We start from the raw sequence: 14,098 nt of genomic DNA on the forward strand, positions 1-14,098 counted from the left end.
CTGTCGTGTCCGGTGACGGCGACCGCGACGCCTCGTCTGTGTTGACGCGGTATTACGCGGAGGCCGGGACTCCTGGCTCGATGTAGCGCCGAGGGGGTCGCTACTGGTCGGTTCCGACGTTGTGTTCAACCCAGTCGCGCAGATGCTTCAACGGGGCGGCTGCGCTGTGTCCGAGGTCAGTAAGTTCGTACTCCACGCGAGCGGGAACCTCGGGGTAGACGGTGCGAGTGAGCAGGCCGTGGTCTTCGAGACGCTTGAGGGTCTGGGACAGCACCTTGGGGCTGACGCCTTCCAAGCGTCGTTTGAGTTGCCCGTTGCGTTGCGGCCCGTCTTCGAGCGCACCGATGGCCAGGGCGCTCCACTTGTTGGCGAGCAGGTCGAGCATGTCGCGGCACGGACACATGGCCGCGTACACGTCGTTCCGGTCGCACTCATCCACGGTCTGACTCATACGTTCATGGTATCCGATGGGTACTAGGTTGCCTTGACGGTAACCAGTAGGTCTGGGGAACCATAATTGGCATGACGGCTACGACTGCGATCGGATACGAGAAGAACCTCCCCGCCACCGACCCCGAGGCGCTGACCGCCCGCGAGGTCGAGGTGCCCGAACTTGGACCGCATGACTTGTTGGTCGAGGTCGAGGCGGTCTCGGTGAACCCGGTCGATGTGAAACTGCGGGAAGGCGCTCCTGCGAACGGGTTCAAGGTGCTCGGCTTCGACGCCGCCGGTACGGTGCGCGAGGTCGGCTCAGCGGTGACGCTGTTCGCTCCGGGTGACGAGGTGTACTACGCGGGCAGCATCGACCGGCCAGGTACGAACCAGCGCCTGCATGTTGTGGATGAGCGGATTACGGGGCGCAAGCCGCAGGTGCTGTCGTTTGCCGACGCTGCTGCGCTGCCGCTGACGGCGATCACCGCCTGGGAGACCCTGTTCGAGCGGCTCGCCCTTACCGAGGACTCGACCGGCACCCTGCTGGTGATCGGCGCGACCGGCGGAGTCGGATCGATCATGCTGGCACTGGCCGACGCGCTCCTGCCGAACGTCACCGTGATCGCCACCGCCTCCGACGATGAACGCTCCGCCTGGGTGCGCAACCTGGGCGCGGAGCATGTGGTGAACCACCGCGACGACCTGGCTGAGCAGGTGCTCGCCGTCGCGCAGGATGGCGTGGACTGGCTGTTCACCGCGCATTCCGCGGGGCAGATCGAAACCTATGCGCGGATCGTTCGAGCGTTCGGGCATATTGTCGCCATTGACGACGGTCCGCGCGACGTGTTCCCGCTCAAGGGCAAGAGCATCGCTTGGCACTGGGAACTGATGTTCACCCGCCCGCTCAGGCAGACCCCGGACATGATTGAACAGCACCAGCTCCTGAACACTGTCGCTGACCTTGTAGATCAGGGCCGCATCCGCACCACGGCCACAACGACACTCGCGCCGATCTCACCGACCACACTCCGCGAGGCGCACGAGTTGGTCGAGAACGGCCGCACAGTCGGCAAGGTCACCGTCCACAGATGGGAGTAGACTGAAACCGCGCGCACGCGCATGTTCACAGGCGAGTGCGTTTGCAGAACCTCGGCTACCCCGTGGAGAGCTGCCGGCCAGGTGGTGGGTTTGTCCCAGTCGAACGGTGTTTCGCTGCTCCGTGAACCTGCACGCACCGTGAGATTCTCCTCTAGAAGGAGGGTAAGGACGCGGCGGCCGGTTTTTCCTGTTGCCCCGGTGACGAGAATGGTGGTGTTGGTCATGGTTGGGTCTCCGTCTTTATCGATGTGGTTGATAGTTGCTTAGCGGCTGGTTTTCAGGGCTGCTTGGTGCCATCGTGGCCGTGTGGTGAGCAGGCCTTTCTTACGGAGCAGTATCTCCACCGGAATGGTGACCAGGGGCGGGATAGCTGCGAGAATCGCGATAGCGAACGCCCAGAACGGCCATCTCAAGACGAGCCCGGCGAGGATCGCAACGACGAGGTAGATGATAAACATGCCCCCGTGGAGGGCCCCGAAGACCGTGACGCCTAGGGCAGTCGTCTCGGTGACGTACTTCAAGAACATCCCTATCAGCAGGCCGCCCCAGGTGGCGGCTTCGCCGATCGTTGCGAGAGTAAACAACCGCCCCATGAGACTCGACTTGCCTCTCGGACTGGTAAGGGGGTAGGTGGTGCTGTCCTTGTTTGCTGTGGTGGTTGCTGGTTGAGGGTAGTTAGGCATTGCGAGTGATCTTTCGGGCGAGACGTTCGGACACTGCGTGCCGCAGTGCCGGATCGAGGTGTTCATGAGTGATCGCCTCGAAGAGCCACAACCCATCGGAGGCAAGCCGGACGATAAACCGCTCCAGATCTTCTTCGGACGCGTCTGCTGCGGGTATTGGTGGTGCCCACTTGGCCATGACGGTCTCCCACTGTGCGGAATACTGTGCCGAGGTGGAGCCTTCGATGATGAACAACAATTCAGCGCGCTTCGCACCGGTCGCGTTAAATTTTGCGTAAGCGGCATGACGCTCCGCTGGTGTGGCGGTGTCGTCAGGTTTCCCCAAGGCGGCAATCATCGCGTCCTCCCATTCCTGGGCGAGGTGTTCGTGCACGGCTTCAACGAGTTCTTCACGGGAGGCAAAATGGTACAAGAGTCCACCCTTAGTCAGTCCTGCTTCTTCGGCGACGGCGTCGTAGGTGAAGCTTCTGATGCCCTCGCGCTGAACAACACGAGCCGCCGCCTCGAGGATCTTTGACCGGTTACTGGTTCTCATGCTTTTCTCCTGAGGGGTTAGTGGCTGACAACGGCGTCAGTTTGTGCGGTGGCGGGGCCGTTATGCCTGAGCAGGAATCCAGTCAGGATTGCACCAACGGCGAGGACTGCGACAATAACGATCATGACCGTGAAGTAGGCACCATCGAAGGCCTGGGAAGCGGCTGAGAATAGCTCTGAACCGGCCTCACCGCGATCGTGTGCAAGAGCCAAGGCACTGTCTAAGCTCTCGGCAGCGGTGCCGGGTATCCCGGCCGGAACGTTGATCGTTGCCGTGTAAATCGCGCTCAGCATGCTGCCGAGCACTGCTACGGCGGTCAGGCCGCCAAATTCGTAGGACACTTCCTCTACGGAGGATGCCATCCCGGCCCGGCTCACAGGTACGTTGCCAATGATCGCGGTGGAGGCAACGGACATCGCTGCCCCCAACCCCGCACCGGTGAGCACAAGGCCAGCGATGAGCATGCCGAAGTTCGAGTCAAAGTTGAACAAGACAAGAACCGCTCCCGGGACGCTCAGGGCGAATCCGCCAGCAATAAGGGGCAGGAGCCCGACTTTCCAGAGGATACTCCCGCCGAGGATCGCCGTTGGCAAGGTCCCTGCCGCGACCGCTGCGACGAGCAGACCAGCTTCAAGGGGTGTGAATCCTTCGATGAGCTGGAATCGTTGGGTCGTGATGAGCTGGATACCGGCGACGGCAAACATCGCTACACCGGCCGCGAAGACACCTGCGGTAAACGCAGGATTACGGAAGATCTTAAAGTCAAGCAATGGGTGCTCAAGTCTGCCCTGCCGATGTACGAAGGCCCACCCGCCTGCAACGCTTGCGACAACGGCGATGATCACTAGAGGGGAAGGCTGCCGAGCTACTTCCTTGATCGCAATCACCAGGCCAACCAGGGTCACCAGTGCGAAGACTGAGGAGATCAAGTCCCACGATTTTGAACGGTCTGGATCGTTTTTCGGCGCCAAGATCATAGTCGCAATGACTGCCAGGATGACTACGGGAACATTGATCAAGAACACCGCACCCCACGGGAAACTCAGCAGCAATAGCCCGCTGACGATGGGGCCCAACGCCATGCCGACGACGGCTATGGTTCCCCAGATCGCGACCGCGACGTTGCGTTCACGCTCGTCCTCGAACGTGATGCGAATCAGGGCCAGCGTCGCCGGCATCATCGCCGCAGCACCCACAGCGAGGATCGCCCGGGCAGCGATAAGAACCTCAGGAGTCGGTGAGAACGCCGCCAAAATCGAGGCCAGTCCGAAAATCACCAACCCGATCAAAAACATCTTGCGATGCCCCACCCTGTCCCCCAAAGTGCCAGCCCCGAGCAGCAGCCCGGCCATCACCACCGGATAGGCGTTAATGATCCACAGGCTCTGGGAACTACTCGCACCCAGATCCGTCACCAGGGTAGGCAAAGCTGTGTAAAGAATGGAGTTATCCAACGCGATCAGCAACAACCCTGCCGACACTGTCGCCAACAACACCCACCGGCGATTTGAACTCATTGTCATGTCATCTCCTCAATCATAGTCATAACTATACCTTTTGAAAGGTATAGTTATGATCATGGGGAAGAAGTGTGACAAGAGCACATGAGCTTAAATGCCAACAGTGGACTAGGGCATGAAGTCTTGGCAGCACCGGCTCCAATACCGTTTGGTGGTATTCACTTGCCCACGATTTTTCACGTATTCACCATCATCCCTATTCGTCATCGGTGGAAATCGTCGGGTCACGCAACGGCCTGAGGGTGCCATCCGAGAGCATGGTGAAGGCGTACCTGCCGTGGACATTGATGTGCGCGTCCCCCAGGGGAGAAAGCCTCGCCACATCCTTGTCATCCACAAGATGCCCCTGCTCCCGCAGTGCGGCCAAGGCAGCGTCGATGTAGCGGGTGTTCCATAGGATGACCGCGTTCAAAACGAGCCCCAGGGCACCGAGCTGGTCCTCCTGACCCTCACGGTACCGCTGGCGTAGTTCCCCACGCTGGCCATAGAAGATTTTCCGTGCCATGCGGTGCCGGGATTCCTGAACGGTGAGTTGAACGTGGATCGATCGACGATAGCTCTCATCATCCGGGTCGTACATCGCCAGCAGATGCAGAGTCTTCGCTGCCCGTCCATAATCGGAGAACGCTGCCCCGAGCGGGGTGGGGTTGCCGTCGCGGCCCAGCATCCGCAACAGGTCATAGCCGGCGACCGAACCGCTGTGCAGAGACCCCACCACGCGCAGCATGTCAGCCCATTGGTCCCGGATGCGCCCGGCGGAAAGCTTGTTCGTCGCGACCGCGTTCAGGACACCATAATCAGCAGCGGGCCCGCCGGGAACGGTGAGGCGCCACAGACGCTGGTCAGGCATGTCGGCCAATCGCGGGCTGAACTGGTAGCCCAGCAGACGGAAGAGCCCAAACACGATATCGGAGTAGGAAGCGGTATCCGTCGCGATCATCTGCGGTGCAGCTCCGCCATCACGGTTGAGGATCACATCTAGGACATGCAAGGAGTCGCGCATCGTGCCGGTCACCACCACGGCCCCGATGCCGGAGACCTGGTCGTTGATGGCGTTGAGCCAGGTCACGCCACGGCCCTGACCAAAATAGTGTGGATTCGGGCCGGCATCCAGAGTGCGGACCGGGACCACGAACCGCAACCCGTCGACGGAGGCCACCAGCCCACCGCCCCATGCCCGGGCCGTGGGAACACCGGCCTGGGCCTCGATTAGGCGAGCGTTGGCGGCAGCCAGGGTATCGCTGCGCAGGTAGTTCTGCGCCACATGTGAGAGCCGGCGACGGCTCAGTGCCGGATGCCCGTGCTTGATAACCGGCGCGAACCCAAGGTTGCAGCCTTCAGCGATCAGCACCGCGGCCATCGAGGTCGCCAGATCGGTGAGCCTGGAACCGGAGGCCTGCCCCGTCATCCCCAGATGGGTGAAGTCGTCCAGATAGCCGGTCCAGGTGTTCACTTCCAGTAGTACGTCAGGGAGATCCACTCGAGGCAGCATTCGCTCGACGGTGTCCCGCAACGCAGTCAGCGTGTCCGGATCCGGCACCGCTTCCAGCCGTGACTGATGGATTCGCGTGCGCCCATCGGGGCCCGTTTCCAAACGAAGAGGGACAGCGCTTGTGGTCGTTTCAGTGGGTTGGATCCGGGCGGCGAGGCCCGTGTAAGCCGTGTCCAGTCGTGCGGCAAGGTCGCTAAGGTGCGCATCAACGGGGTCCTGTAATCGCAGTGCTGTGAGAACATCGGGACGGGCCTGTTCCCACGCCTCACCATCTAAGAGGCGCGCCCGAGGGTCGCCCCACCGGGCAGAATCCACCACGTACACATCCCGACGACGCAACGCCCGATGTAATGCCTCGAGCACGCAGAGCGTGTAGGCCCGATGATCCACGGGATCCTCCGGCGATTCCGGAGAAGGAAACACCAGCCGTCGCCACGACCCGAGCACGACCTCATCTACAATCTCTGCCCGGGCAACCCGCTTGCGTCCAACCAAGAACCCCAGGCCCTTCACCGCGGTCAACAGTGCAGTGCCCGCCGGGGTTGCGGCCAGTGGCAGAACCTCGGAGATCGCTGGCACAAAGGGCCGGACCGTGGCATATCGCTTCACCAGTTCCGCCTGCCCCTGGTCCGCGTCGTCCCCGGCATCGGGTGCCAGCTCGGCAACGGTCGCCACCGCGGACATTAGCTTCTCCCTCGATATGGCCTCTTGCAACCGGGTCCACGCCTCAGCCGGGTCCAGCCCCGTACACTGGGCCTCGGCACATTCGAGCATCACCTTCGCCGCTGCAGCCAACGTCACCGATGCCCGCCTCAACTGAGGCAAGGACTTCATCCGGTCCTTGGCCGATGCGCGCACTGCGGGCCCGATGAGCTTGGTCGCCATCAGAACGGAGAACAAGTCAAGGGCATCATCAACCGCCGATACCTGTAACGCCCCGGCGGTGGCCGCCAACGTCGCCCACCGGCGATGTTCCGGCATCCGTCGCAGCGCCGCAGCATCCGATGACAGACCCTGTCGTGCAAGCACCTGGATACGCCCCGCCGGAATCTCGCCCAGATCAACGTCGCCGACACCCAGCCCGGCAATCTCCGCAGCGCGCTCCAAGGCCCGGACCATCTCCGGGCCCGAGGCTCGAGTTGGGGCGCGACGCAGCCGCTCCCAACCCGAGGACCGTGAATCAGCCGGTACCGTGAGTAAACCATCAAGACCACGACCAAGTTCCGGGGAGACTCGATCCGACAGCACCGAATACAACCTATCGCCAGCCGCGCCCCTGGCCTCGCCGACGAGTCTGGCCAACACACTCACCCCCGGTAACAGCACCTGCTCCGCACGAAGCCACGCTACCCCCTGATCGAACAGCTGGGTCGGCCGCTCGGCCCGCGTCCACGCACGAGCTGTCAGGAAGCTCTTGAATTCGGCGACCGTTTCGGGCTCAGACAACCGTCGGTACCCATACACTCGGGCTATCTCCCAGCGGTGTTCGTAGGGGGTTTTTGGCCGCTCTGCGTAACTCCCCAAAACGGAACCATCGGTGATCCCGAGTTGCGATGCCACGAAGTCAACCACCGCTTCTGGTACCGCCACCGGATCATCAAGAAACGTCCCCAGAAAACGCAGTGTCCCCAACTGCAAACCAAACCCAAGCTGGCTACCTTCGCCACGGCGGCGACCAACCAAATCCATATCCCGGTCATCAAGAAAGAAGAACCGTTCCAATTCGGCTCGTGAAACCGGACCTGAGAATTGGCCATACACCGCTACTTGGTCATCACTGAGAAATTCAACTGGCATGGCACCAACCTAAGCCAATCGCGAAGACTTAGCGCCAACCACTGTTCCGCTACAGCTCAGACCCCAGAATGCGGACATCGCGCTCGACGACGTCCGCATCCCCGAATCCAACCTTCTGCCGGGCGCCACGGACTTCTCGAAGGCCAACGACCTGCTGCGCGATTCCCGCGCCTGGGTGGGCTGGCAGGCGGCCGGCATCCAGCTGGCCGCGTTCGACGTCGCGCGGGACTACGCGCTGGGCCGGAAGCAGTTCGGCAGGGAACTGGCGAGCTTCCAGCTCATCGCCCAGCAGCTGGCCGAGATTCTGGGCAACGCGTCCGTCTCCTTGGCGCTGATGGCGCAGGTGGCCCGCATCCAGGAGGAAGGCAGGCTGGAGATGGCCCAGGCGGCCATGGCGAAGTCCACCACCACGCGGCTGGCCCGCTCCACGGTGGCGATGGGCCGGTCGCTCATGGGAGGCAACGGGATCAGCACGGACTACGAGATGGGCAAGCTTTTCGGGGACGCGGAAATCCTGTACACCTACGAGGGAAGCTACGAAATCAATTCGCTGATCGTCGCACGCGCCGTGACGGGGAAGTCCGCGTTCGTTTAGGAATCCGCAAAACCCCGGGCGCCCACGCGCAGACAAACGCGGCCCGCGCTCCTAGGCTGTCCGGGACAGCAGGGACCCCACGAGAGGAGCCTCCGGTGGCCGAATCAGACGTTTCGCGGCGCGCCCGCGACCTGGCGGACGGCGAGGGCGGCATGGAACCGCAACAGCAGGAGCATCCGGGCCGGACCGTCCGGATGGATCCGGTGCCGGACCACGGCGAATCCTCCTGGACCGGACGCGGCCGCCTCGTGGGACTGAAGGCGCTGATCACCGGCGGGGACTCGGGCATCGGCCGCGCGATCGCCATCGCGTACGCCCGGGAGGGCGCGGACGTGGCCATCAACTACCTGCCCGCCGAGGCCGAGGACGCCGAGGACACCGCGGGCTGGATCGGCAAGGCGGGACGGACCGCGGTCCTGGTGCCCGGGGACATCCGGGACGAAGAGACCTGCTCCGTGATCGTGGAGCGCGCGGCGGCTCAGCTGGGCGGCCTGAACATTCTCGTCAACAACGCCGGCTACCACTGGGCGCGCGGGGAGCACGGACTGCGCGGGCTGACCACCGAGGCGCTGGACCAGGCCATGCGGACCAACGTCTATGGGACGTTGTGGATCACGCGGGCGGCGCTGTCCCACCTGACGCGCGGGGACTGCATCATCAACACGACGTCGTTGCAGGCGTACGACCCGTCCGTCACCATGATCGACTACGCGGCGACGAAGGCCGCGCTCAACAACATCACGGCCAACCTCGCCGCAGAGCTCGGGCTGGACGGGATCCGCGTGAACGCGGTGGCACCGGGCCCGGTGTGGACCCCGCTGCAACCGGCAACGAAGGAGCCGGAGGCCGTGGCGAAGATGGGCCGGGACACTCCCTTGGGGCGGATCGGCCAGCCGGCGGAGTTGGCCGGCGCCTACGTCTTCCTCGCGAGCCCGGACGAGGCCAGCTACGTCAGCGGCACCGTGCTCGGTGTCACCGGAGGGATGCCGGTCTTCTAGGGCGAAACGGCGCTCAGGCCTGGCCGCGGACACGGCCTTCCACGACGTCGAGCAGCCGGGGATCGCCGATGGGCCTGAAGTGGCCCATGGCCCCCAGCTCGATGTTCACGGCGCCCTCCAGGAAGCTCCCGCCGGGAATGTGCGGATCGAAGACGCTGTAGACGGAAACGATCCGCCGGTTGATCTCCAGATTGCGCGCCAACTTGAGCAGTTCCGCGTTGCGGGGGGAGAAGTCCCGGAGGCTGCGCAGCGGGGCGAACCGCGCGTAGACGGAACCGGAGAACGGCGTGTTGACGGCCGTCATCCGGGACACCCGCCAGGCCTGGTCCGACGCGCTCATGACGTACTTGCCGATCAGCCCGCCCTTGCTGTGGGCCACGATCACCACCGACCGCAGGTCCCGCTCCTCCAGGAACCGCGCCACGAGCGTCGCCATCGCCGGGACGCTTCCGTGGTTGTAACCCAGTTCCCGCACCACGTGCACCGGATGTCCCGCGGCGTGCAGCCGCTCGGCGATCGGATGCAGGAACTGCCACGTCTCGTAGATGCCCGGGATGAGGACCACGGGTGCCGCGCCGGGTGCGGGATCCTCCAGCAGATGCTCGTGCGCCGCCGGGAACAGGAAGGCGTGGACCTGCCAGTACGCGACGTAGACGTAGTCGAGGAACCACGCCCACCCGCGCCGGAGAACCTCCGCGGGCCGGATCACGGCTCCACCAACCCCCGACAGAGTCCCGCGACCTCCGCGGCCGAACGGAACATCAGCACGTGCGCCTCGCCGTCGACCTCGAACGTCCGGGTGCCGGGGCGTAGGTCCGCCAGCTCACTGACCCAGCGCCGCGGCACGATCGGGTCGCGGGCGCCGCGGGCGATGACCAGCGGCGCAGCGACGCCGGCGATGCGGTCCTCGATGTGGTGTCCCAGCATCGCGGTGGACGTCTTCAGGTACCAGGAGGGCCCGCAGCGGAAGTTGTAGTCGGCGAACACGATCGCGTTGACGGCAGGCGGCTCGCGCAGCGTGTCCTGGGCGAGGCGCAGCGCCTGCCGCCACAGGGAGCGTTCGGGGGCGTAGTTCGTGGGCGCCAACAGCGCGACGCCGGCCACCGGTCTCCCCGTGCGGGCCATCTCCACGACCACCTGCGCCCCCATGGAGTGCCCCACGAGCACCGGGTTCTCCACGCCGGTCTTCTCCAGCGCCGACCAGAGCACGCGGGCGTAGTCCGGGACGGACAACGCGTGCGCCGGCTTCGGTGCGCTGCCGTGGCCGGGAAGGTCGACGTTGAGGACCACCGCGCCGCGGGACAGCTCCCGGGCCAGCGGCCGGAAATAGCGGGAGGAGGCGCCGATCCCGTGGACCAGGACGTAGGTTTCCGGCCCGGCGCCGGAGGTCTCGAAGCGCACGGTCGGGTCCTCCCGGGTCATGCGGCGCCCCCGCCGGCTCCGGGGGGAACCCCGCCGCCGCAGGCGTCGATGTGGAGCTGCACGGCCGGGGCGTAGAGCCCCACCAACTCGTCGGCGTCGGTCTCGCGGGAGGGCAGGAGTCCCAGGACGCGCACCCCCTCCGCGAACCCCATCAGCTGGCAGGCGACGGCCGCGGCGTGGTGGCGAGACGCCGTCGTGTCCCCGATCAGTCCGGCCAGGTCGCCGAGGACGCGTTCGCGGACCTCCGCGCGGGTCCGGTCGGGGTCGGGGGACTGCAGGACGCTCGGAGGCAGCGCGCACCACGGGTCGGTGGCCCCGCGGTCCCGGCGCTCGAGGACCTGCCGGACCAGTGCGGCGCCCAGTTTCCCGCGCGGGACGTCGAGCGCGGCGAAGGGCAACGGGACGGGCCCGGCCGCCCGGTACAGCTCGGCCTTCGAACCGTGCAGCTTGACCACCAGGGCGGGGGAGACGCCCGCGGCGGCGGCGATGTCCCGCACCGTGACGCCCTGGTAGCCGCGCTCGGCGAACAGGGCGCGCGCGACGGCGTGGACGGTCCCGCGGTTCCCGGGCCGGTTCACCGGGGCAACCCGATGTCGATGTTCTCGGATTTCGCGCTGAGGTTCACCTTGAGCGACCAGGCGCTGCCGACGGCCGGGTCGACCGCGGTGAGCACGTAGGTGCCGACCGCCGGCATCGGGAGTTGGTACGTCCCGTCCCCGCCGGTGTGGGTGGAGGACATGAAGTCGCCGATGCCGGCGCTCATCGTCACGAGCGCGGCGGACACGGGCAAGCCGTCCCGGGTGACCGTCCCGGACAGCGACAGCTTCTCGGTCAGCTCCAGGTCCTGTTCGCTGGTGCCGCTGAAATCGATGACCACCGCGCGTGGGGACCAGCCGGCCGCGTTCACCACCACCACGTAGCGGCCGGGGCCGGGAAGCACGGCCGAGAAGCGCCCGTCGTGTTCCGTGCGCGCCCAGTCGGCCGGGGTGCCGTCCTCGCGGACGAAGGTGACGATGGCGAACCCCGTCGGGGAGGCATGGCCGCGGAAGCGCACCCGCCCGTGGACCATGGTTTCCCGCGCGCCGGCCCCGGCCGCCTTCACCACTCCGATGGCCCCGGTGCCGGCGCCCACGGCGTCGCGAGGATCGGCCCTGGCGGCGCGGGGCCGCGGCAGGAACAGGGCGATCCCGATGCCGACGGCGGAGCTCGCTGCGGCCAGCCAGAACGCGAGGTGCAGCGCGTCGACGGACGGGACGGTGCCGCCGTCGTACTGGAAGACGACGGCGGAGAGCAACAGCCCCGTGGTTGCGCTGGCCACCGAGGTGCCGAGCGAACGCACCAACGCGTTGACGCCGTTCGCCGACGCGGTTTCGGTGATCGGGACGGCACCCATGATCAGCGTCGGCATCGCGGCGAACGCGAACGCGACCCCGACGTTCACGAGGGTGGCCGCGACGATCACCTGCGCGACGGAATCGTCGAAGAACACGCGTCCGACGTACGTCGCGCCCATGATCGCCGTCCCGAAGACCAGCGTGAACCGCCCGCCCAGCCGGTTCAGCATCCAACCGGCGACCGGCGCCAGGGCCACCATCACCAGGCCCGAGGGGACCATGGCCAAACCGGCGCCGAGCACCGTGAGGCCGAACCCGTGGCCCGTGCCGACGGGCAGGTGCAGCTGCTGGGTGGTGATGAGCATGTTGACGAACATCGCGAAGCACGCGAAGAAGGAGGCGAGGTTGGTCAGCAGGACCGCGCGCTTCACGGAGGTCCGCAGGTCCACCATCGGCTGGTTGACGCGCAGCTCCAGGGGGATCCAGACCGTCAGCAGCGCGATCGCCAGCGCGAACAGCCCCAGCACCAGCGGGCTGCCCCAGCCCCACGACGCGCCCTTGGACACGGCCAGCAGGATGGACGTCACGATCGCGGAGAGGATCACGGCGCCGACGACGTCGAAGCGCCCCGGCGTCGTCAGCGTGGACTCCTTGACCAGCAGCAGGAGGCCGACGATGAACACGACGCCGGCCGCGGCCGTGAACCAGAACAGGGACTGCCAGCCCAGCGCGTTGTAGAGCACTCCGGACAGCGGCATGCCGAGCGCGCCGCCGATGCCCAGCGTGGCGCTCATCAGCGCGACGGCGGAGCCGATCTTCTCCCGCGGCAGCTCGTCGCGCAGCACGGAGATGCCGACCGGGATCAGCGAGGAGGCGAACCCCTGCATGGCGCGGCCGACGATCACCGCCGCGAACGTGCCGCCGACCGCCGCGATAACGGAGCCCAGCACCATGACCGCCAACGCCAGCAGGAGCATCTTGCGCTTGCCGTACATGTCCGCCATCCGGGAGACGATCGGCGTGAAGATGGCGCTGCTGAGCAGGGTGGCCGTGACCAGCCAGGAGGAGTCGTCGACCGATACGCCGAGGAGTACCGGGAACTCCGGGAGCAGGGGGATGACCAGAGTCTGCTGCAGCGAGACGATCATCCCGCAGAGCGCGAGCACCGCGATGGTGGCCCAAGGGGGAACGGTGCGGTCGCTTGAGGGCACGGCGGCCTTTCGGATGGCGGGCCGGCTGGCGGAGTGGCGGCCGCGTGTGAACAGGCGTTTACCGTCCCACCTGATCACGGGGGCTCCCACGCGTCAAGCGATGGCAACGCGCGGACCGGGCCGGCCGGGTCCGGGCTCCGGTCGGAGTGCGGGCCGTGCATCTAGCGGGGGCCGCCCTGCCAGAGGGCGTCGAACGGCGCGATCGAGGGGACGCGGTTCGCGATGCCCTCCGTGACGAACGCCTTGGCGGTGCGCGCTGCCCGGCGCGCTGAGCACCTCGGCGCGCTCGCCGTCGTAATAGACGTCGACGGCGTCCGGTCCCGGGACTCGCACGCCGCCCTTCGCGAGCACGACGGCGCCGCTCGCCTCGTGGATGATGCGCGCGGCGCGCTCGAGGTCCTGCACGTCCTCGATCGCGATGCCGGAGAGCGACTCCGCCTCGAAGTGGTTGGGGGTGACGAACGTGGCCAGCGGCAGCAAGTCGATTTTGAGCGCCTGGTCGGTGTCCAGCGCGTGCCCTGGTTCCTGGCCCTTGCAGATCAGGACGGGGTCCAGCACCACGTGGCGCCACTTTTGCGTGCCGAGCGCGGCGGCGACCGTGTCGATGGTGGCGGGACTGCCCAACATGCCGAGCTTCACCGTCTCGAGGCTGCCGGAGTAGCAGGGCTGGATGGCCTCGAGCTGGTCGGCGATCACGTGCGGTTCGATGGGAACGAAGCGGTGGTCCCAGTTGTCGCGCGGGTTGAACGAGACGATGCAGGTCAGGGCGGTGATGCCGTAGACACCCAGTTGCTGGAACGTTTTCAGGTCAGCCCGCGCCCCCGCGCCGCCGGTGGTTTCCGAACCGGCGATGGTGAGGGTGATGGCGGATGCGGTGGCGTGGTCCGTGGCGGTCATCCGTCCATTTAGGAGTGGCGTCTCGGATGGCGACCGTGGGCGTGTGGGAGGAATTTGGGTCGAATCACATCCGAGGTCCAATCG

Annotated in this window: 11 protein-coding genes and 2 pseudogenes; 3 read left to right on the forward strand and 10 right to left on the reverse strand. The window is 65.9% G+C overall.

Annotation, left to right across the window (positions count from 1 at the left end; all coding sequences use genetic code 11):
- Positions 1-100: 100 nt before the first annotated feature.
- On the reverse strand, positions 101-451 hold the full coding sequence (locus AC0QSG_RS14865; RefSeq protein ID WP_024476679.1) for a winged helix-turn-helix transcriptional regulator: 351 nt from the start codon (positions 449-451) through the stop codon (positions 101-103).
- Positions 452-522: 71 nt separating this feature from the next.
- Between AC0QSG_RS14865 and AC0QSG_RS14870 the strand changes: the two genes are divergently transcribed.
- The gene (locus AC0QSG_RS14870; RefSeq protein ID WP_024476678.1) at positions 523-1,530 is read left to right on the forward strand and encodes a zinc-binding alcohol dehydrogenase family protein; all 1,008 of its coding nucleotides are present in this window, start codon (positions 523-525) and stop codon (positions 1,528-1,530) included.
- Positions 1,531-1,793: 263 nt separating this feature from the next.
- Here AC0QSG_RS14870 and AC0QSG_RS14875 read toward each other — a convergent pair whose 3' ends face one another.
- The 4 genes from AC0QSG_RS14875 to AC0QSG_RS14890 all read right to left on the reverse strand — a co-directional run bounded on the left by AC0QSG_RS14875 (position 1,794) and on the right by AC0QSG_RS14890 (position 7,557).
- Positions 1,794-2,213, reverse strand: coding sequence for a DUF3817 domain-containing protein (locus AC0QSG_RS14875; RefSeq protein WP_475375958.1), 420 nt, complete (start codon positions 2,211-2,213; stop codon positions 1,794-1,796).
- The gene (locus AC0QSG_RS14880; protein ID WP_475375959.1) at positions 2,206-2,748 is read right to left on the reverse strand and encodes a TetR/AcrR family transcriptional regulator; all 543 of its coding nucleotides are present in this window, start codon (positions 2,746-2,748) and stop codon (positions 2,206-2,208) included. Before AC0QSG_RS14880 ends, AC0QSG_RS14875 begins: the two co-directional genes overlap by 8 nt.
- Positions 2,749-2,765: 17 nt before the next feature.
- Entirely contained in the window at positions 2,766-4,271 is a 1,506-nt protein-coding gene (locus AC0QSG_RS14885; protein WP_237204363.1) for an MFS transporter, read from the reverse strand.
- A gap of 193 nt (positions 4,272-4,464) precedes the next feature.
- Complete coding sequence (locus tag AC0QSG_RS14890; protein WP_237204362.1) at positions 4,465-7,557, reverse strand: Tn3 family transposase; 3,093 nt, start codon at positions 7,555-7,557, stop codon at positions 4,465-4,467.
- 64 nt (positions 7,558-7,621) lie between these two features.
- Here AC0QSG_RS14890 and AC0QSG_RS14895 point away from each other — a divergent pair.
- Positions 7,622-8,152, forward strand: a pseudogene (locus AC0QSG_RS14895) (acyl-CoA dehydrogenase family protein); the annotation flags it as partial.
- 95 nt (positions 8,153-8,247) lie between these two features.
- Positions 8,248-9,150, forward strand: coding sequence for an SDR family oxidoreductase (locus AC0QSG_RS14900; RefSeq protein ID WP_475375960.1), 903 nt, complete (start codon positions 8,248-8,250; stop codon positions 9,148-9,150).
- A gap of 13 nt (positions 9,151-9,163) precedes the next feature.
- Here the strand turns inward: AC0QSG_RS14900 and AC0QSG_RS14905 are convergent, their stop codons facing one another.
- From AC0QSG_RS14905 to AC0QSG_RS14925, 5 genes and pseudogenes are all read right to left on the reverse strand, one after another.
- Positions 9,164-9,859, reverse strand: a complete 696-nt coding sequence (locus AC0QSG_RS14905; RefSeq protein ID WP_475375961.1) for an esterase/lipase family protein — start codon at positions 9,857-9,859, stop codon at positions 9,164-9,166.
- Entirely contained in the window at positions 9,856-10,572 is a 717-nt protein-coding gene (locus AC0QSG_RS14910) for an alpha/beta fold hydrolase (RefSeq protein ID WP_475375962.1), read from the reverse strand. Before AC0QSG_RS14910 ends, AC0QSG_RS14905 begins: the two co-directional genes overlap by 4 nt.
- Positions 10,569-11,150 carry a TetR/AcrR family transcriptional regulator gene (locus tag AC0QSG_RS14915; RefSeq protein ID WP_475375963.1) on the reverse strand — a complete coding sequence of 194 codons (582 nt, stop codon included), beginning with the start codon at positions 11,148-11,150 and terminating at the stop codon, positions 10,569-10,571. Before AC0QSG_RS14915 ends, AC0QSG_RS14910 begins: the two co-directional genes overlap by 4 nt.
- Positions 11,147-13,117, reverse strand: coding sequence for an MFS transporter (locus AC0QSG_RS14920; RefSeq protein WP_475375964.1), 1,971 nt, complete (start codon positions 13,115-13,117; stop codon positions 11,147-11,149). The genes AC0QSG_RS14915 and AC0QSG_RS14920 overlap by 4 nt, the downstream gene beginning before the upstream one ends.
- A gap of 161 nt (positions 13,118-13,278) precedes the next feature.
- Positions 13,279-14,014, reverse strand: a pseudogene (locus tag AC0QSG_RS14925) (bifunctional hydroxymethylpyrimidine kinase/phosphomethylpyrimidine kinase).
- Positions 14,015-14,098: the final 84 nt, after the last annotated feature.

The organism is Arthrobacter sp. LT660 (assembly GCF_056172845.1).